Below are 18556 nucleotides of genomic sequence, written 5' to 3' on the forward strand. Positions count from 1 at the left end.
GAGTCGGCGCGACGATGAGATATCGCGAGGCGCTGCGGGTGGCGCTCGAGGCACTGCGGGTCAACCGGCTCCGCAGCGCCCTGACGATGTTCGGCGTGGTGGTCGGGGTGGCCGCCGTCGTGGTGCTCGTGGCGATCGGCTCAGGCGCGCGCAACCTGGTCGAGCAGGAGATCGAGGGTCTCGGGTCCAACATCGTCTTCGTCGTGCCCGGACAGTTCTCGTTCGGCGCGGCCCCCACGGTCAGCCGGATGACGCTGGAGGACATCGGCTACCTGGGCCGCGTGGTCGGCGATGAGCGCAACATCGCGGTCACGCTCAACTCCGGTGAGACGGTGCGGGCCGGGAAGTCGCAGATGTTCGCGTCGGTCGTCGGTGCGAACGAGAACGTCAGGAACGTCTTCGACCGGCCGCTGCGCGCGGGCGGGCGCTATCTGACCCGTACGGACGTCGAGACCCGGCGCCGGGTCGTGGTGCTCGGCTCCGAGGTGGCACAGAAGATCTTCGGCGACGTCGACCCGGTCGGCCGGCAGGTGGCGATCGCGGGCGGCGCGCGGTTCCGCGTCGTCGGGGTCTTCGAGGAGATCGGACAGACCTTCGGCCAGGCCCGGGACTCCGAACTGCACATCCCGGTGACGACCGCTCAGCGGCTGTTCGGCGTGAACCACGTCGACTTTCTCGCGCTGCGGGCGTCGTCGGCCGACGACATCCCCCGGCTGCAGACGCAGGTCGTGGACGCGCTCCAGCGGAAGTACCCGGGGGAGCAGTTCTCCGCGGTGACCCAGACGCAGTTGCTCGGGACGATCGGCACCGTCCTGGGCGCGCTGACCGGGGTACTCGCCGCCATCGCCGCGATCTCACTGCTGGTCGGCGGCGTCGGCGTCTCCAACATCATGCTGGTCAGCGTGCGGGAGCGTACGCGCGAGATCGGGCTGCGCAAGGCGCTCGGAGCCAGGCAGCGGGACGTGGTGTCGCAGTTCCTGATCGAGGCGGTGTTGCTGACCACGCTCGGCGGGGTCATCGGCATCGGCTTGGGCGTCGGCGCCGCCGTGGCGATCGCCGCGGTCTCGCCGGTACCCGCCGCCATCGTCTGGTGGTCCCCGGCCCTGGCCTTCACGGTGTCGGTGGCCGTGGGGGTGTTCTTCGGGGTCGTCCCGGCCCGCAGGGCCGGCCGTCTCGACCCGGTCATCGCGCTCCGCAGCGAATGAGCGCGGAATGAACGGCGCGGAACGAGTGCCGCGGAGGGGTAGGAGCGGCGGGGTCAGGCGGCGCCGCCCACGGCGGATGCCGCGATGGCCGCGCGGACGAAACGGGCGGTCTCGAGCATCGCGGCACGGGCTTCGGGGAGCACGTGGTTGAGGATCTGGAAGACGTGCATCTGCCCCTCCCAGACCTGCAGTTCACAGGAGGCTCCGGCGGCGCTGAGCACCTCGGCCAGCCGCTCCGCCTCGGCTCGCAGCAGCTCACCCCCTCCGACCTGGACGAAGAACGGGGGCGCGGCCGTCCACGGGCAGGTCAGCAGGGACAGCCGCGGATCTTCGAAGTCGCCCTTCCCGACGTACATCTGCCCGGCGAGCCGGGCGGCGGCCACGCTGACGTAGGGATCCCGGCACTGCCGATCGCGTTCGCCGGCCAGCTCGCAGGTGAGATCGACCCACGGCGAGTAGAGCACCACCCCGGCGGGAGCGGGCAGATCGGTCCGGCAGATCTCGCCGACCGTCGAGGCCGCGAGGTGACCGCCCGCGGAGTCGCCCGCGACCACGATGCGCGAACCGGGGATGCCCCGGCCCAGCAGGAACCGGTAGGCGTCCACGGCGTCGAGCAGCGCGGCCGGGAACGGGTGCTCCGGCGCGAGCCGGTACCGGGGCACGAGCACCGGTAAGTCGCAGTCGACCGCGAGGCGGGCCGTGATGGGCCGGTGGGTGCGCGGTGAGCAGGCGACATAGCCGCCCCCGTGCAGGTAAAGGATCGCGCTGTCCTCCGCGGTCGGCTCGATGGGCGTCACCCACTCGCCGACCACCGGCCGGCTCGTGGTGTCGGTGTGCGGATCGATCAGCTGTTGCACTCGTACCCGAGGGCCGGAACGGATCAGGCGCGCGGCGGCGTCGGCCGCCGTACGGGCCGTGCGCAGGGACACGGGGTTGCCGGGCAGCCTGCTCACGAAGGGTCTGACGCCGAGCCGAAGCGCTCGCGAGATTGCGCGACTCTGCATGCTCGGCCGGCGGTCGTACGGCGAGGGGTCCGGGTTCATCGACGCCCCCCTTACTCGTTGGCACGTTACCAATATGTTAATAGATGCCCGGAATACGGCAGATCTCACATCACTGACCTGGGTGAACAGCGACCGGTGTGACGGAGGGCGCCCGGCGGGGTGTGACTGGCGCCACGCCGAGGAAAGGGGCGCGGTGACGCTAGCGTGAGGCCATGAGCCGTTCGCTTCGGATCCTTTGGGACGACAAGCTCACCTCCTATGACTTCGGCCCCACCCACCCCCTGAATCCCGTACGCGTCGAACTGACCATGGCGCTGGCCCGTGATCACGGAGTGCTGGACCACCCGAACGTCGAGGTCGCCGGGTTCGCGGCGGCCGGTGACGATCTGATCGGGCTGGTGCACGACCCGGGTTACATCGCCGCGGTCAAGCGCGCAGGCGGGACCGGCTCTCCCGAACTCGCCCATGGCCTCGGCAGCCCCGACAACCCGGTCTTCCCCGGCATGCACGAGGCGGCCGCGCTGGTGACCGGCGCGTCCGTCGCCGCCGCAGAGGCGGTCTGGTCGGGCGAGGCCGAGCACGCCGCCAATGTGGCGGGCGGCCTGCATCACGCCATGCGCGACAGCGCCTCGGGATTCTGCGTCTACAACGACCCCGCGATCGCGATCGCCTGGCTGCTGGAGAACGGGGCCCGGCGGGTGGCGTACGTGGACGTCGACGTCCACCACGGCGACGGTGTGCAGGCGGCCTTCTTCGATGATCCGCGGGTTCTGACGATCAGCCTGCACGAGGGGCCGCACACGCTCTTCCCCGGCACCGGCCATTCCCACGAGACCGATACCGCCGGTACCGCCGTCAACGTGGCCCTCCCACCGGGAACCGGCGACGCAGCCTGGCTGAGGGCCTTCCACGCCGTCGTGCCGCCGCTGCTGCGCGCGTTCGATCCCGAGATCCTCGTCACCCAGCACGGTTGTGACAGCCACGCGCTCGACCCGCTCGCCCACCTGTCCCTGACCGTCGACGGCCAGCGCGCGGCCTACGAGGCGCTGCACGGCCTGGCGCACGAGATCACCGGCGGGCGCTGGGTGCTGACCGGCGGCGGCGGGTACGAACTCGTCCACGTCGTCCCGAGGGCGTGGACCCACCTGCTGGCCGAGGCCGCCGGCCGGCCGATCGACCCGGCCACGCCCACTCCGGACTCCTGGCGCGAATTCGTACGGCGGCGCACCGGCCAGAACGCGCCCCAGCGGATGACCGACCGGGCCGCCGGCCAGGAGCCGCCGACCACCGACGTCAAGAGCTGGGCGGACGGCTACGACCCGGCCAGCCGGCTGGACCAGGCCGTCCTGGCGACCCGCCGCGCCGTCTTCCCCGAACACGGCCTCGACCCCCTGACCGAAACATGATCCCTAAGGTCGTACAACCTGTGTCCTCCCGTGATGTCCCTGCCGCCGTGCCGGAGGCGCGGCCGTGAGCACCGCCATGAACCGAGCCGAACTGAGAGCCCACCTGGTCCGCACCATGATCGCGGGCGACGTGGCGACCCCCCGGCAGAACAACCTGTCGCACTACCGCAAGATGAGCGATCGCAAGCCGTACTACCTGTTCGGGCTGGAGCTCCAGAAGCCGTGGAGCTTCGAGGACGTGCTCGCGATGATGGTCGAGAAGTGCGGCGTCGACCCCGACCCCGGGCATTTCTACGGCGACGACACCATCGATCCGGACCTGACGATCGACGCACTCGACGCGATGGCGGACCGGCTCCGGCTGGCCGCCGAGCGCCGGGAGCGGGTCGTGCTGGCCACCGGCCATCCGTCCGGCATACTGCCGATCCATCTCGCCGTCGGTCGCGCGCTGAGGGCCCGTGGCTGCCGGATCCTCACGCCCGCCGCCGGGTGGTCCTACGAGGTCGGGACGTCCGACGGCCCGCGATGGCGGGAGATCCGGTACGTCGAGGGCGTGGCGATGCTGAACACCGGGGGATCGCTGTTCCACACCCACGACGCCGCGCCGATGGAGGCGATGCTGGCCGAGCTCGCAGCGGAATCGAGCGATTGGCCGGATCTGGCCATCGCCGATCATGGCTGGGCCGGGGCGGCCGGACAGGCCGGGATCGATACCGTGGGATTCGCCGACTGCAACGATCCGGCCCTGTTCGCGGGGGAGGCGGAAGGGAAAATCGCCGTCGTTGTGCCGCTGGACGACAACGTATCGCCCCAGCACTACAGCGAGGTTGCGGCTTACCTTCTGGCCCGCTCTGAACTGATTGCCTGAACTCCCCTCTTGCGACTCCCGGTACACGATTTACGCTGGAGGAAGTACACGTGCGTGATCAAAGTCACCCAAGAGCAGGTGTGCAGCACGTGTGGAAGAGGGCGTCCGATGAGCTCAGGCGAGCGACCTCTCAGTGAGGTCAGGTTCCTGACTGTGGCCGAAGTGGCGGCGGTGATGCGGGTGTCCAAGATGACCGTTTACCGCCTGGTTCACTCAGGTGAGCTGCCCGCCATCCGTGTGGGCCGCTCTTTCCGGGTCCCCGAACAGGCTGTCCACGATTATCTGCGCGACGCGTACATCGAGGCCGGATAGCCGGGGAGCCGCAGAGACCGCCGTGGCCGGTTCAACCACGGGCGGTCGATGACGGACTCGCGTACCGGCCGTGCGGCCGGCGGCGGGGGTACTGACGCGACCGGCGGCCTGTGGGCCGTCGGTGCAGCGGTACCCTTGGCCTTTAGGCTGCCCACCCGTAGCGGTGAGGTCGGCCGTTCCGGTACTTATCACCCCGTACGTCGAGTGAGGTTTCGTGGGTTCCGTCATCAAGAAGCGTCGTAAGCGGATGGCCAAGAAGAAGCACCGTAAGCTGCTGAAGAAGACGCGCGTGCAGCGTCGTAACAAGAAGTGAACGGATCGGCCAAGCAGCCGTAAGGGGTGGGGCGCACGATCTCTGCCAGGGACGACTCCGGAGCGGAGTCGGGGCGAAACGCCTCCGGCTCGACGGCGCACGTCGTTCTGGTGACCGGTGTTTCCCGGTTTCTGGGAGCCCGGGTCGCCACCGCGCTTGAGGCCGATCCCCGCATCGAGCGGGTGATCGGTGTCGACACGGTCCCACCCGGCACGCCTCTTGGCCGTACCGAGTTCGTACGCGTCGACATCCGCACGCCGAGCATCGCGAAGGTCATCGCTTCGGCCGACGTCGACACCGTCGTACATCTCAATCTGGTGACGGCGCCGGCGGGCCCGCGGCCGAAGATGAAGGAACTCAACGTCATCGGCACCATGCAACTGCTGGCCGCGTGCCAGCGGTCGCCGGACATGCGCAAGCTCGTGGTGCGTTCGTCGGCGGCGGTCTACGGCGCGTCCCCACGGGACCACGCGGTCTTCAGCGAGATGGACGAGCCGGTCGAGGCGCCGTCCTCCGGGTATGCCAAGGACGCCGTCGAGATCGAGGGATACGTGCGCGGGCTGAAACGGCGCCGATCCGATCTGAAGGTGTCGGTGCTGCGTTTCGCGAGCTTCCTCGGGCCGGGGGTCGACTCGCCGCTGACCCGGTACTTCCGCATGCCGGTCGTGCCGACGGTGCTGGGGTTCGATCCGCGGCTGCAGTTCGTCCATGAGGACGACGGCATCGAAGTGCTGCGCCGGATGATCGTCGAAGACCATCCGGGCACCTACAACGTCGCCGGCGACGGCGTGCTGCTGCTCTCCCAGGCGCTCCGCCGGGCCGGCCGGCCGAGTGTCCCGATGCCCGCCGCCACGCTTTCCGCGCTCGGTGACGCGGGCAGGCGCCTCCCGTCCATGTCCGCGTTCTCGCCCGAGCTGCTCCGGTGGCTCACCTACGGCCGGGTCGTCGACACGGCCCGGTTGGTGAAGGAACTCGCCTGGCGGCCGAAGTACGGTTCAGAGGCGGCGTTCGGCGAGTTCGTGCAGGCCCAGGGGCTTTCCCGGCGGATTCCCGTCGAGCTGTTCGACCGGCTGACCGGGGGGCTCGGGAACTCGGGGTGAGTGACCGGGACATCGGCCCCGGCGGTCGCCGAACCCGCCGAGGAACGGCACACACGGGAGGCACGATGGACGCGCACGGCTCGTTCGCTTCCGCCGGCACCGGCAAGGACGCGGACGTCATCCCGATCAACGTGGGCAGGCACGCCGCCACGCCGGAGCCCGAGCCGAGCGACCTGGAGCGCAGGATCGCCTCGGGGCTGGCCTTCCTGCGCCGCCGGCTGACCGGGGAGTACGAGGTCGACGAGTTCGGGTTCGACCCCGAGTTCAACAGCACTCTGGTGCTGCCGATCGCCCGGGCGCTGTACGAGCACTGGTTCCGGGTCGAGGTGCACGGTCTGAAGAACCTGCCGGCCGACGGGGGCGCGCTGATCGTCGCCAACCACTCGGGCACGCTTCCCCTCGACGGGCTCATGCTCCAGGTGGGCGTGCACGACAACGCCGGCCGCGACCTGCGGCTGCTGGGCGCCGACCTCATCTACCAGGTACCGATGCTCGGCCACCTGTCCCGCAAGAGCGGCCACACGCTCGCCTGCCAGGCCGACGCCGCCCGGCTGCTGGACAAGGGCGAGCTCGTCGGGGTCTTCCCCGAGGGCTTCAAGGGCGTCGGCAAGCCCTTCCACGATCGCTACAAGCTCCAGCGGTTCGGTCGCGGCGGCTTCGTCGGCACCGCGCTGAGGGCACAGACCCCCGTCATCCCGTGCGCCATCGTGGGGGCCGAGGAGATCTACCCCAAGATCGCCGACCTGCGCCCGCTGGCCCGGCTGTTCGGCTTCCCCTACTTCCCGATCACGCCGACCTTCCCGCTGTTCGGCCTGTTCGGGCTCATCCCGCTTCCGTCGAAGTGGGTGATCCAGTTCGGTGAGCCGGTCCCGATGGGCGATTACGACGCGGCCGCCGCCGACGACCCGATCACGCTCTTCAACCTCACCGACCACGTGCGCGAGATCATCCAGCAGATGCTGTACGACACGCTGCTCAAACGGGGCCCCGCGTTCTTCTAGCCGCTCTGGCTTCCAACCGCCCCTGGCCGGTTCCGTCCCTAGCCGCGGTAGTGCTTGCGCAGGGCGATGCCGGCGGCGACACCGCCGGCGAGGGCGCCCGCGCCCGCGGCGGCCGGCAGTGCGACCATGGTGAACTTGCGTCCGGTGCGGAAGTCGTGGATCGGCCAGCCCTGCGCCTTCGCGTGGTCGCGCAGGTCCGAGTCCGGGTTGACCGCGTGCGGCTCGCCGACCGCCGACAGCATCGGCAGGTCATTGACGGAGTCGCTGTAGGCGGCGCAGCGCGCCAGGTCGAGCCCCTCACGCTGGGCCAGCGCACGGACCGCCGCGGCCTTGGCAGGGCCGTGCAGCAGATTCCCGACGAGGCGGCCGGTGTAGACGCCGTCCTCGGTCTCGGCCACTGTGCCGAGGGCCCCGGTGAGGCCGAGCCGGTGGGCGATGACCCGGGCGAGCTCGACCGGCGTGGCGGTGACGAGCCAGACCTGCCGGCCGGCGTCGAGGTGCTGCAGCGCGAGTGAGCGCGTGCCGTGCCAGACCCGGTCGGCGAGCATCTCGTCGTAGATCTCTTCGCAGAGGCGGGTGAGGTCGGTGACCTTCTGCCCCGCGACGAACGCCAGCGCGGCCTCGCGCGCGGTGCTGATGTGCTCGGCGTTCTCGGAGCCGCGGATGCGGAAGGCGGCCTGGCCCCACGCGAACATGGCGAGATCCCGCACAGTGAACAGCTTGCGGGCCGCGAGGCCCCGGGCGAAGTAGTAGATCGACGCGCCGCGCATCATCGTGTTGTCGACATCGAAGAACGCGGCGGCGGCGGGATCGTCCGCGGGCCGGATCTGGTCGTGCTCCGCCGCGGCCGCGGCGGCGGCACCCGCCCGCAGGGGGTCGTCTCCGTCGTCGCGCCATCGCCAGAATCGCCGCATGGTCATGGGCATGGACAGAGCCTAATCACCCTCCGCCCCCGATCCGTCATCGCCTTGGGAATGTGACGGTCGCCGGCCGGGCGGTGCTCGGCCAAGGGATGGTCGGGCACTGGGCCGGTCCGAGGGCTAACCACGCAGGTCCTGGGGGAGCATCCGGGCGAGCGACCGCACCGCGCGGTGCTGCAGCGCCTTCACCGCCCCGGACTTCTTCCGCATGATGTCGGCCGTCTCGGCGACCGAGAGGCCGTACAGGAACCGCAGGACGACGCACTCGCGCTGTTCCGTGCCGAGCCGGCGGATCGCCGCCAGCAGCGTGCGGCTGGTCATCTGGTCGAGCATGGCCCGTTCGGGGCTCTCCTCGTGCCGGCCGGTGTCGGGAAGCTCGGCGGTGCAGATCTCGAGGCGGTGGCGGCTGGACTTGAAGTGGTCGGCGATCAGATTGCGGGCGATCGTCACGAGCCACGCGCCGAAGTCCCGGCCCTGCCAGTTGAAGTCGCCGATCCGGCGAAGCGCCCGCAGGAAGGTGTCGCTGGTGAGGTCCTCGGCGAGCGTGTGGACGCCCACCCTGCCGTAGACGTAGCGGTAGACCGCCCCGAAATAGTGGTCGTACAGCGCTCCGAACGCCTCAGCCTCGCCTTCGCGGGCGCGCAGCACCAGGTTCTTGATCTCGTCGGCGGCACGGCGCGGGCCGGGTGTGCGAGCGCTCCACGGCCGCCTGAACGTGCCGACCCGGGGACCCCGCCTTGTGATCACGGCGACCGGGGGTTCGAGGGCCGGGCTGCCCATGCGCTCCTCCTCGGGTCTCCTCGGGACCGACCACTACGAGGGACGGGCGCGACCTCTGGCGTGCTACGTCATGCTAGATACCGGTGAGTAGTGTGGCAATGGTCTCGTCTCGGGAAATCTTCGTACGTACGCTGACGAGTCAGAAGTCGTGGCCTCAATACCGGGGCACGGTTACACGTACCCGGCATCTTTCGGGCACCATGGGGCGCGATGGTCAACGGTATCTTCGCGCTCCTGGCAACCGTCGCCGCATTAATAGGCAACGGGTTGCTGGTCTCGCGCACCTACACGCAGCGGCTGCCGTACCTGGTGGCCTGGTCCTTGACCCTGTTCGGGCTCTGTATCGCGCTCGGCGCGATGACGATCGGCTTCTTCGCGGGCTTCGGGCCGATGCTCCTGCGGGCGATCGAGTTGGGCGGCGCACTCATCGCGCCGGTGTGGCTGGTCCTCGGCGTCGTCGAGCTGATCGCCTACCACGTGCAGGTGCGCTTCGCCGCGTGGCTGTTCACGGTGTCGTACTCCATCGTGGCCTCGGTGATCGTGCTGTTCGACCCCATCGAGGGGAAGTTCGGCAAGGCGTTGCCGAAGCCCGACGACTTCTACGCCTGGCTGCCGCTCACGCTGATCAGCGTGGCGCACGTGGTGGTGGTCATCGCGCTCGTCGCGTGCGCCATGGTCACCGCCCTGCGGGCGAGCCGCAAGGCCGATCCCGAGGCGTACGCCGTGCTGGTGCCGGTCGCGCTCGTCACGCTGGCGGGCGTGCTGGTCGTCAGCGGCACCCGGGGGCTGCTGCCCGGCTTCCTGGCGGTCGTCGCGCTCGGCGGCGCGGCGGGGCTGATCTGGTTCGGGGCGGTCCGCACCCTCCCCGTGGCCGACAACGAGGAGGAGTACGTGGACGAAATGCACACCGGTTACCCGCCGGAGCCGCAGCGCCGCTCGGGGCACCGCCTCGACGGGGCCGCCGAGCGCCGGTTCGACGGGGGCGAGCGGCCGGTCATGCCCGCCCCCACCATGGCGGCGGCGCCGGAGCCCATGAACATGCCGATGGCGGCGCCCACCGGCATGGGTTATCGCGCCGAGCCCGCGCCCGCGCAGCCACCACAGCCGCCGCCGGCGATGTACGGGCAGATCACCGTTTACACGCTCCTCGACGGCCGCGAGGAGGCGTTCGACCGGCTGGCCGCCGACGCCGTGCGCGCGGCACGTGACGCGGAGCCGGACACGCTCATGTACATCTGCCACGAGGTGGTCAACTCGCCGACCCAGCGGATCTTCTATCAGCTGTTCCGCGACCGTACGGCCTGCCAGGAGAACCAGCACCTGCCGCAGGTGAAGCGGTTCGCGGCCGAGAGCCGTACGCACGTGCTGGCGACGAACGTGGTCGAGCTCAAGCTCAACGGTGCCAAGGTGCTTCCCCTGCCGTCGCTGACCACCCCGGACCCGTTCTGATGGACGGCGTCCGATGAGCCACTTGATCACGTTGCTCGGCAGGCCGGGGTGTCATCTGTGCGATGAGGCCCGGGAGGTGATCGCCCGGGTGGCCGCGGACGTCGGGGTGGCGTGGGAGGAACGCGACATCACCCGGTCCGAGGAGGACACCCGGCTCTACCGGGACCAGATTCCGGTGACGTTCATCGACGGTGTGCAGCACGACTTCTGGCGGGTTGACGAGCGACGTCTGCGGGCCGCGCTCGAGGGCTGAACTCGAGGGCTGAAGATGTATGGTGCGTCACATCTGGGTGATCGGGCTTGCGCCTCCTCGCCGGTGCCCCTATCAGCGATATCCCCGATGGCCTGGGCGATCTCGGGCCCGCCGTCGAGTCTTGACGTGCACCGGCCACTCTGGGCGACTTTGTGCGTGTGTTCACAAAGGCTTAACCTGGGGGAAAGTCCAAGGGCGGCCGGTCCGGCGGGCTACCGATGTTCCGGTCCGCGTCGAGCCCCCCGAAGAAGCAGGCCGTGACCCCACGACAGATCCGTACCCGTGAACGTGCCGACCGCGGCATCCCGGAGGCCACAGTGGCCCGGCTGCCGGTCTATCTGCGTGCTCTGCACAGCCTGCAGGACCGAGGCATCGCCACCGTGTCGTCGGAGGAGCTGGCCACCGCCGCCGGTGTGAACTCCGCCAAGCTCCGCAAGGACCTGTCGCACCTGGGCTCGTACGGCACCCGGGGGGTCGGCTACGAGGTGGAGTATCTCGTCTACCAGATCTCCCGTGAGCTCGGCCTCACCCAGGACTGGGTCGTCGCGATCATCGGAGTCGGTAACCTGGGCCGCGCGCTGGCCGGTTACGGCGGCTTCGCCTCCCGGGGGTTCCGGGTGGCCGGGCTGCTCGACGCCGACGCGGGCATCGTCGGTGCCCACATCTGCGGGCTCACCGTCGAGCACATCGACGAACTGGAGACAGTGATCAAGGATCGTGGCGTGTCGATCGCCGTGATCGCCACCCCGGCCGGCGCGGCGCAGGTGGTGTGCGACCGCGTGGTCGCTGCGGGGGTGACGAGTGTCCTGAACTTCGCCCCTGTCGTGCTGACGGTGCCAGAGGGCGTTGATGTGCGTAAGGTCGACTTGTCCATTGAACTCCAGATTCTTGCGTTCCATGAGCAGCGGAAGGCCGGCGGGCCGATGGGTGATCAGGCCGAACCCGAGTACGAAGTGCTCGAGGGAGACGGACCGTCCGACGGCGCGCAGTACATCGAGGCGGTAGACGCATGAGCGTGTTGGTGGTCGGGCTCAGTCACCGGAGTGCTCCGTTGGCCGTACTCGAACGCGCCGCCGTGACCGGTGACGATCTGGTCAAGCTGCTGCACGAGGTGCACGAGTCCGCGAACGTGGCCGAGGCCATGATCGTGTCGAGCTGCAACCGCGTGGAGGTCTACGCCGAGGTCGACAAGTTCCACGGCGGCGTCTCCGCGGTCTCCGAGCTTCTGGCCCGCTGCTCGGGGGTGCCGCTGGACGACCTGTCCCGGCATCTCTACGTGCACTACGAGGACCGGGCCGTCCAGCACATGTTCTCCGTGGCGTGCGGGCTCGAGTCGATGGTCATCGGCGAGGGACAGATCCTCGGCCAGATCCGGCAGGCGTTCCGGCTCGCCCAGACCGAGGACACCGTCGGGCGCGGCCTCCACGAGGTGGTCCAGCACGCCCTGCGGGTCGGCAAGCGGGCGCACGCGCAGACCGGCATCGACAAGGCCGGGGCGTCGCTCGTGAGCGTGGGCCTCGACGACGCCGCCGAGCACCTCGGGCCGCTGGCCGGCAAGCGGGCGCTGGTCGTCGGCGCCGGTTCCATGAGCGCGCTCGCCGTCGCCACCCTCGGCCGCGCGGGCGTCGGCGAGATCGTGGTCGCCAACCGCACGCCCAAGCGCGCCGCGCGGCTGGCCGGGGCCGCCGAGGTGCCCGCCCGCCCGATCGGGCTGGACGACCTGGCCGGCGCGCTGGCCGACGCCGAGCTGATCGTCTCGTGCACGGGCGCCACCGGCCTCGTCATCACCGCCGACCTGCTCAGGGGACGGCCGGCCGCGGACCGCCGGTTCTTCCTCGACCTGGCGCTGCCGCACGACGTCGACCCGGGCGTGCGCGAGCTGCCCGGCGTCGCCCTCGCGGGCTTGGACGAGTTGCGCCGATCGTCGGAGGCCCGCGGCGCGATCGGCCCCGAGGCGATCGAGGCGGTGCGCCGGATCGTGGCCGACGAGGTCGCCGCCTTCCTCGGCGCCGCCCGGGCCGCAGCGGTCGCACCCACCGTGGTCGCCCTGCGCAGCAAGGCCGCCCAGGTCGTCGAGGCCGAGATGGCCCGGCTGATCGGCCGGCTGCCCGAGCTCGACGACAAGGTCCACGGCGAGATCGCCCAGACCGTCCGCCGCGTGGTGGACAAGCTCCTGCACGCGCCGACCGTACGGGTCAAGGAGTTCGCGGCCTCGGCCGGCGGCGACGCCTACGCCACCGCGCTGCGGGAGCTCTTCGACCTCGACCCGAAGGCGCCCGAGGCGGTGACCCGCCCGGATCTCGAGACGGCCGATCTCACCGCGTCCGATCTTCCGGCGACTGGTCTCACGGCGCCCGCCGACCGGAGTGAGCTGAGCAAGCCATGAGCTCCGTGGGCGCACAGACTCCGCTGCGGCTCGGAACGCGCAAGAGCCTCATGGCGATGAAACAGTCCCAGCAGGTCGCGGACATGTTGACCCGCCGTACGGGGTATGCGGTCGAGCTGGTCGGGGTAACGACCGAAGGTGACGTCTCCAGGGCGCTGCTCGCGCAGATCGGCGGCACCGGGGTCTTCGTCAGCGGCCTGCGCGACCGCCTCCTGTCCGGCGAGGTGGACTTCGTGGTGCACTCGCTGAAGGATCTTCCTACGGCCCCGCCCGAGGGCATCGCGCTCGCCGCGGTGCCGCCGCGCGACGACCCGCGAGACTGCCTCTGCGGAGTGCCCGACCTCACCGCCAAGCTCGCGGATCTGCCGAGGGCCGCCCGGATCGGCACGGGTTCCCCGCGCCGGATGGCCCAGCTCCGGGCGCTCCGCGGCGATCTCGACGTGGTGGCGATCCGCGGCAACGCCGACACCCGGCTGCGCAAGGTAGAGGACGGCGAGCTCGACGCCGTGGTGCTGGCCTACGCGGGCCTCGGCCGGATCGGCCGGATCGCTTCCGTGGCCGAGGTCCTCGACCCCGACCGGATGCTGCCAGCCCCCGGCCAGGGCGCGCTGGCCATCGAGTGCCGGGCCGACCGGCCGGATCTCGTCGCCCTGCTCGGAACACTCGATGATCGCGAGACCAGGGCAGCCGTCACGGCCGAGCGCGCGGTGCTGGCCGCTCTCGAGGCGGGTTGCTCGGCGCCTGTAGGCGCATACGCTGCAGAAACAGATGAAAAGCTCTATCTGACCGCCGCCGTCATCGGTTTCGATGGCAGCCGCCAGATAAGGCTGTCCGCTAGCGGTCACCCGTCCGAGGCCGAGCGCCTGGGCCGCGATCTCGCGGCTCGCATGTTCGCCGAGGGGGCCGACCAGTTGATGGGGGAGCACGCACATTGAGCCCCGCTCGCAAGAATCCCGCTGGGACCGTCGCCTTCGTCGGCACCGGGCCGGGTGACCCCGGTCTGCTGACCCTGCGGGCCGCAACGCTGCTCGGCCGTGCCGACACGGTCGTCGCGAACCTGACCGGCCTGGACGAGGAGTTCCTCTCGCACTGCCGGGCCGACGCCGAGATCCTCGACGCCGCGGACGCCGACCCGATCAAGCTCGTGGTCAAGGCCGCGACGGCGGGCCGCAACGTCGTGCGGCTGTTCCGGGGGGATCCGGGCACCGCCTGCAACCTCGCCAAGGAGGGCGCCTCGTGCGCCGGGGCGGGGATCGCCTTCGAGGTCGTGCCGGGCATCTCGGCGGTCACCGCGGTTCCCGGATACGCCGGGATCCCGCTGACCGACAACAAGGTCCGTGAGATCCGCGTCATCGACGCCGCCGGTGGCGGCGTGGACTGGGAGTCGTTCGCGGCGCCCGACGCGACCCTGGTGATCCTCGGTGCCGAGGGGGCGGTCGGCGACGTCGCCAAGGGCCTGATCGCCGCGGGCCGTCCCGAGACCACGCCGGTCGCCATGACGAGCCTGGGCACCACGACCGAGCAGGAGACCGTCGTGTCGACCCTGCAGAGGCTCGTGCCCGACACCAAGGGCATGGAGTCGCCCTCGCTCATCATCGTCGGCGATGTCGTGGGCTGGCGGGACAAGCTGTCCTGGTTCGAGACCAAGGCGCTGTTCGGCTGGCGGGTCCTGGTGCCGCGCACCAAGGAACAGGCCGCGAGCCTGTCCGACCAGCTGCGGTCCTACGGCGCCGTCCCCGAGGAGGTCCCGACCATCTCGGTCGAGCCGCCGCGCACCCCGCAACAGCTCGACCGGGCGGTGAAGGGCCTGGTCACCGGCCGGTACGAGTGGGTGGTGTTCACCTCCACCAACGCGGTCCGCGCCGTCCGTGAGAAGTTCATCGAGTACGGCCTCGACGCGCGCGCCTTCGCCGGGCTCAAGGTCGCGGCGGTCGGCGAGCAGACCGCGGCGGCGCTCGTGGAGTTCGGCGTCCATCCGGACCTGGTGCCCGCCGAGCAGCAGTCCGGCGACGGCCTGCTGGAGGTGTGGCCGCCGTACGACCCGGACCTCGACCCGATCAACCGGGTGCTGCTGCCGCGCGCCGACATCGCCACCGACGCGCTCATCGCCGGGCTCACCGAGCTGGGCTGGGAGTGCGACGACGTGACCGCCTACCGCACCGTGCGCGCCGCCCCGCCGCCCGCGCCGATCCGTGAGGCGATCAAGGGTGGTGGCTTCGACGCGGTGCTCTTCACCTCGAGCTCGACGGTCCGCAACCTCATCGGTATCGCGGGCAAGCCGCACAACGTCACCGTCATCGCCGTGATCGGGCCACAGACGGCCAAGACGGCGGAGGAGTACGGTCTGCGGGTCGACGTGATGGCCGACAAACCGTCCGTACCGGCCCTCGCCGAGGCACTGGCGGAGTACGGTGCCAAGCGGCGGGCCGCCCAGGTCGAGGCCGGTGAGCCGCTCCGCAAGCCCAGCCAGATGCGCCGCGGCGCCCGCCGGCGCAAGTAGCCCGTCAAGTAGCCCGTCCACGTCGAGAAGGGTCAAGCACGATGTCTGCGCAGTTCCCCGTTGCGCGGCCGCGACGGCTGCGCCGTACGCCCGCCCTGCGCCGCCTGGTCGCCGAGACGCGGCTCAGCCCGGCCGATCTGGTTCTCCCCATGTTCGTCAAGGAGGGCATCACCGAGCCGCAGCCGATCACGTCGATGCCGGGCGTGGTGCAGCACTCCCGCGACAGCCTGCGCAAGGCGGCGCACGACGCGGTCGAGGCCGGGGTCGGCGGGCTCATACTGTTCGGCATCCCGGCGGTGAAGGACGGCCGGGGCTCCGGTGCCGACGACCCGGCGGGCGTGGTGCAGAAGGCGCTGCGCGACCTGTCCGCCGACCTCGGCGACGGCGCCGTGATCATGGCGGACCTCTGTCTGGACGAGTTCACCGACCACGGGCACTGCGGGATCCTGACCCCCTCGGGCGACGTGGACAACGATGCCACGCTGGAGCGCTACGCCTCCATCGCGGTCGCGCAGGCCGCCGCGGGAGCCGGCGTGGTGGCACCCAGCGGCATGATGGACGGCCAGGTGCGGGCGATCCGCACCGCGCTCGACGAGGCCGGGTACGGCGAGGTGGCGATCCTGGCGTACTCCGCCAAGTACGCCTCGGCCTTCTACGGCCCGTTCCGTGAGGCCGCCGAGTGCGCCCCGCAGTTCGGGGACCGCTCCGCCTACCAGCAGGACCCCCCGAACGCCGACGAGTCGCTGCGCGAGGTGTTCCTCGATCTCGACGAGGGCGCCGACATGGTGATGATCAAGCCGGCGCTGCCCTATCTCGACGTCGTGCGCCGGGTCCGCGACGCCGTCGACGTTCCGGTCGCGGCCTACCACGTGAGCGGTGAGTACGCCATGGTCGAGGCGGCCGCCGCCAACGGCTGGCTCGACCGCGAGCGCACCATCATGGAGACGCTGACCGGCATCCGGCGGGCCGGCGCGGACATCGTGCTGACCTACTGGGCCGCGGAGGTCGCCGCCCGCCTCGCCTGACGCCCGGATGTGATCAAGCACGGTCAGGGTTTCGTCCGGACTTGGTCATGGCCCCGGTGTCGCTGCGTTCACGCATGGCTCGGCACTACCGAGAATCGGAGTGCCGGCATGTGCGTGGGGCGATACGGGAGGACCCGCTGTGAGGCTCAGGTCGTATTTCGGCGCCATCGGCGCGCTGGCCGTGGTGGCCGGCTGCTCATCGCACAGCGCACCGCCCGACGGCCGGCCGGTGATCTCCAGCACGCCGACCCCGACGGCCTACGGCATGGTCACATCGCCGCTCGAGCCGTACATGCTGACCAACGAGCAGGAGCAGAAGCTGCTCAAGGCCCAGGACGTGCTCGCCCGCGAGTGCCTGAGCCGGTACGGCGTCGCGGCCACCCGGCCGGTGCTGCCCCTCGTGGGCGTGAACAAGACCCTTCGTGAGCGCAACCGCCGCACGTTCGTGGAGCTCGAGGACGCCCGGCGGTACGGCTACCACCGGTCCGCGGCCTTCCCGCACGACGGCGGGCCGCCGGAGGAGACGGCGCGCAAGCCCGAGCTCCCGGCCGGCGCCGAGGTGCTGCTCAACGGCTGGCGTCAGCAGAACGGCGCCACGGGACAGACCTACCAGGGCCGGCAGGTACCGGAGCACGGCTGCCGGGGCGAGGCGAAGGCCAAGCTCACCCGGGGCCTGTCGGTGCCGGAAAAGGTGAAGAATTCCGACTATGCGGGTGTACGGGGATCGCAGAGCTTCGTCGCCGGCCTGCGCAGGCAGGCGATCGACCAGCTGCTGGGCGATGACCGCTACCACGAGGTCATCAAGCGCTGGAGCGCCTGCATGAAGAAGTCCGGCCGGGACTACTCCAACCCCGGTGCCGCGATGCGCGACAGGCGGTGGAAGACCGCGCAGCCGAGCAGGCAGGAGATCGACACCGCGGTCGCCGACACCACGTGCCGGCTGAAGCTGAACTATCTCGGCATCATCGGGGCGCTGCGGTCCGCCTACGAGCAACGGCAGGTGGATCGCAACCTGCCGGTGCTGCGGGCCGTCCGCACCTATCTCGACGGGGCCGTCGGCCACGCCGACGAGGTCCTGAACGGGCGGTCGCCCGGCTGACGCCGGGGCGGGTCTCGCCGCTGTCCGGAGGCCGTCCGGAAGGTTGCCCGGGAGGCTGTCCGGGAGATTGCCCGGAAGGTGATTTTCTCACCGGACACCACCTGTGCCTAGTCACTTAGAACCGTATACGGGGGTTGGTGCGTCTCGCTCTGATGCCGCAGGTCATTATCGGTAAGAGGTGGCAGATGATGGTCGGGTGCCGCCTGACCGGTCGCTCCGGCGCGTACGGCCAGACGGCCGCGAACGCACGGTGATCTTGGTCACGGGCACCCGCCGATGGGGGGCGATGATGCTGGCAGTCTCGGGAGGCAGGCGGCAGCGGGCCCGTAACCGCATGGTGGCGGCCGCGCGCGACTACGCCGCGTTCGGCTGGGCCTGTGCGCCGGGAGCGCATCCACTGACGGGCGGCGATCGGGCATGCTCCTGTGACCGGGTGGGCTGCCCGGCTCCCGGCGCACATCCGGTGTCGACCATGTGGGGCCGGCAGGCCGGGGTCGACCCCGCCGTGCACGCCCGCTGGTGGAGCGAACACCCCGAGGCCAACCTCATCCTGCCGACCGGCCGGGTCTTCGACGTCTTCGACATCCCCGCCGCCGCGGGCGACATCGCGCTCGAGCGGATCGACCGCGAGAACGTGCCGGTCGGCCCGGTGGCCGACTCCGGCGGCCAGCGCCACCTGTTCTTCGTCGCCACCCGTGGCGCGCCCGACGACGAGCGCGAGTGGTGGTCCTGTCAGCTCGACTGCTCTCCAGAGAACGTGGCCGAGACCCCGGGCATGCGGTGGCACTGCCGCGACAGCTACGTGGTGGCACCCCCGTCGGCGCTGCCGTACGGCCGGGAGGTGAGCTGGCTGCGCCCGCCAGACGGCTCCCCGCTGCCCGATCCCCTGCGGTTGCTGGAAGTGCTCGCCGACAGCTGCGAGCAGGTCTGAGCGC

The 18556-nt window shown here is 70.7% G+C and carries 19 protein-coding genes; 16 read left to right on the forward strand and 3 right to left on the reverse strand.

All coding sequences use genetic code 11. The annotated features are described in order from the left end of the window. Positions 1-14 precede the first annotated feature (14 nt). Positions 15-1205 carry an ABC transporter permease gene (locus HKK74_RS26395; RefSeq protein ID WP_187246053.1) on the forward strand — a complete coding sequence of 397 codons (1191 nt, stop codon included), beginning with the start codon at positions 15-17 and terminating at the stop codon, positions 1203-1205. A gap of 53 nt (positions 1206-1258) precedes the next feature. Here HKK74_RS26395 and HKK74_RS26400 read toward each other — a convergent pair whose 3' ends face one another. Continuing rightward, positions 1259-2158, reverse strand: a complete 900-nt coding sequence (locus tag HKK74_RS26400; protein WP_312881779.1) for an alpha/beta hydrolase — start codon at positions 2156-2158, stop codon at positions 1259-1261. Positions 2159-2421: 263 nt separating this feature from the next. On the opposite strand from HKK74_RS26400, the gene HKK74_RS26405 reads away from it, so the two are divergent. The 6 genes from HKK74_RS26405 (at position 2422) to HKK74_RS26430 (ending at position 7209) form a co-directional block, all read left to right on the forward strand. Continuing rightward, positions 2422-3615: an acetoin utilization protein AcuC gene (locus HKK74_RS26405; RefSeq protein ID WP_222722759.1), complete on the forward strand. Its 1194-nt coding sequence runs from the start codon at positions 2422-2424 to the stop codon at positions 3613-3615. Positions 3616-3691: 76 nt separating this feature from the next. After that, positions 3692-4483 carry a phosphatase gene (locus tag HKK74_RS26410; RefSeq protein WP_187246159.1) on the forward strand — a complete coding sequence of 264 codons (792 nt, stop codon included), beginning with the start codon at positions 3692-3694 and terminating at the stop codon, positions 4481-4483. 108 nt (positions 4484-4591) lie between these two features. Continuing rightward, on the forward strand, positions 4592-4795 hold the full coding sequence (locus HKK74_RS26415) for a helix-turn-helix domain-containing protein (RefSeq protein ID WP_187233448.1): 204 nt from the start codon (positions 4592-4594) through the stop codon (positions 4793-4795). A 214-nt stretch (positions 4796-5009) separates the two neighbouring features. Continuing rightward, entirely contained in the window at positions 5010-5108 is a 99-nt protein-coding gene (locus HKK74_RS26420; RefSeq protein WP_012854759.1) for a 30S ribosomal protein bS22, read from the forward strand. 110 nt (positions 5109-5218) lie between these two features. After that, positions 5219-6208: an NAD-dependent epimerase/dehydratase family protein gene (locus HKK74_RS26425; RefSeq protein WP_312881782.1), complete on the forward strand. Its 990-nt coding sequence runs from the start codon at positions 5219-5221 to the stop codon at positions 6206-6208. A gap of 65 nt (positions 6209-6273) precedes the next feature. Next, complete coding sequence (locus tag HKK74_RS26430; RefSeq protein WP_187246055.1) at positions 6274-7209, forward strand: lysophospholipid acyltransferase family protein; 936 nt, start codon at positions 6274-6276, stop codon at positions 7207-7209. 38 nt (positions 7210-7247) lie between these two features. Here the strand turns inward: HKK74_RS26430 and HKK74_RS26435 are convergent, their stop codons facing one another. Continuing rightward, a complete protein-coding gene (locus HKK74_RS26435) occupies positions 7248-8123 on the reverse strand; it encodes an HAD family hydrolase (RefSeq protein WP_187246161.1) in 876 nt (291 codons plus the stop codon). Between the two features lie 126 nt (positions 8124-8249). Next, complete coding sequence (locus HKK74_RS26440) at positions 8250-8909, reverse strand: sigma-70 family RNA polymerase sigma factor (RefSeq protein WP_187246056.1); 660 nt, start codon at positions 8907-8909, stop codon at positions 8250-8252. Positions 8910-9119: 210 nt separating this feature from the next. On the opposite strand from HKK74_RS26440, the gene HKK74_RS26445 reads away from it, so the two are divergent. From HKK74_RS26445 to HKK74_RS26485, 9 genes are all read left to right on the forward strand, one after another. Then, positions 9120-10358 carry a hypothetical protein gene (locus HKK74_RS26445; RefSeq protein ID WP_187246057.1) on the forward strand — a complete coding sequence of 413 codons (1239 nt, stop codon included), beginning with the start codon at positions 9120-9122 and terminating at the stop codon, positions 10356-10358. A gap of 13 nt (positions 10359-10371) precedes the next feature. Beyond that, entirely contained in the window at positions 10372-10611 is a 240-nt protein-coding gene (locus HKK74_RS26450) for a glutaredoxin family protein (protein ID WP_187246058.1), read from the forward strand. Between the two features lie 257 nt (positions 10612-10868). Continuing rightward, positions 10869-11624 (forward strand): redox-sensing transcriptional repressor Rex, encoded by a 756-nt coding sequence (locus HKK74_RS26455; RefSeq protein WP_312881784.1) that lies wholly within the window; start codon positions 10869-10871, stop codon positions 11622-11624. Next, positions 11621-12997 (forward strand): glutamyl-tRNA reductase, encoded by a 1377-nt coding sequence (locus HKK74_RS26460; protein ID WP_187246060.1) that lies wholly within the window; start codon positions 11621-11623, stop codon positions 12995-12997. Before HKK74_RS26455 ends, HKK74_RS26460 begins: the two co-directional genes overlap by 4 nt. Then, entirely contained in the window at positions 12994-13932 is a 939-nt protein-coding gene (gene hemC, locus HKK74_RS26465; protein ID WP_187246061.1) for a hydroxymethylbilane synthase, read from the forward strand. Before HKK74_RS26460 ends, hemC begins: the two co-directional genes overlap by 4 nt. Further along, on the forward strand, positions 13929-15497 hold the full coding sequence (locus tag HKK74_RS26470; RefSeq protein ID WP_187246062.1) for a bifunctional uroporphyrinogen-III C-methyltransferase/uroporphyrinogen-III synthase: 1569 nt from the start codon (positions 13929-13931) through the stop codon (positions 15495-15497). Before hemC ends, HKK74_RS26470 begins: the two co-directional genes overlap by 4 nt. Before the next feature lie 41 nt (positions 15498-15538). Next, positions 15539-16522 carry a porphobilinogen synthase gene (gene hemB, locus HKK74_RS26475; protein ID WP_187246063.1) on the forward strand — a complete coding sequence of 328 codons (984 nt, stop codon included), beginning with the start codon at positions 15539-15541 and terminating at the stop codon, positions 16520-16522. A gap of 139 nt (positions 16523-16661) precedes the next feature. Continuing rightward, the gene (locus HKK74_RS26480; RefSeq protein WP_187246064.1) at positions 16662-17621 is read left to right on the forward strand and encodes a hypothetical protein; all 960 of its coding nucleotides are present in this window, start codon (positions 16662-16664) and stop codon (positions 17619-17621) included. 289 nt (positions 17622-17910) lie between these two features. Further along, positions 17911-18552 carry a bifunctional DNA primase/polymerase gene (locus HKK74_RS26485; RefSeq protein ID WP_187246162.1) on the forward strand — a complete coding sequence of 214 codons (642 nt, stop codon included), beginning with the start codon at positions 17911-17913 and terminating at the stop codon, positions 18550-18552. The last annotated feature ends 4 nt before the right edge of the window (positions 18553-18556 follow it).

It is taken from the genome of Actinomadura alba, from assembly GCF_014323705.1.
Taxonomy (GTDB): Bacteria; Actinomycetota; Actinomycetes; order Streptosporangiales; family Streptosporangiaceae; genus Actinomadura_C; species Actinomadura_C alba.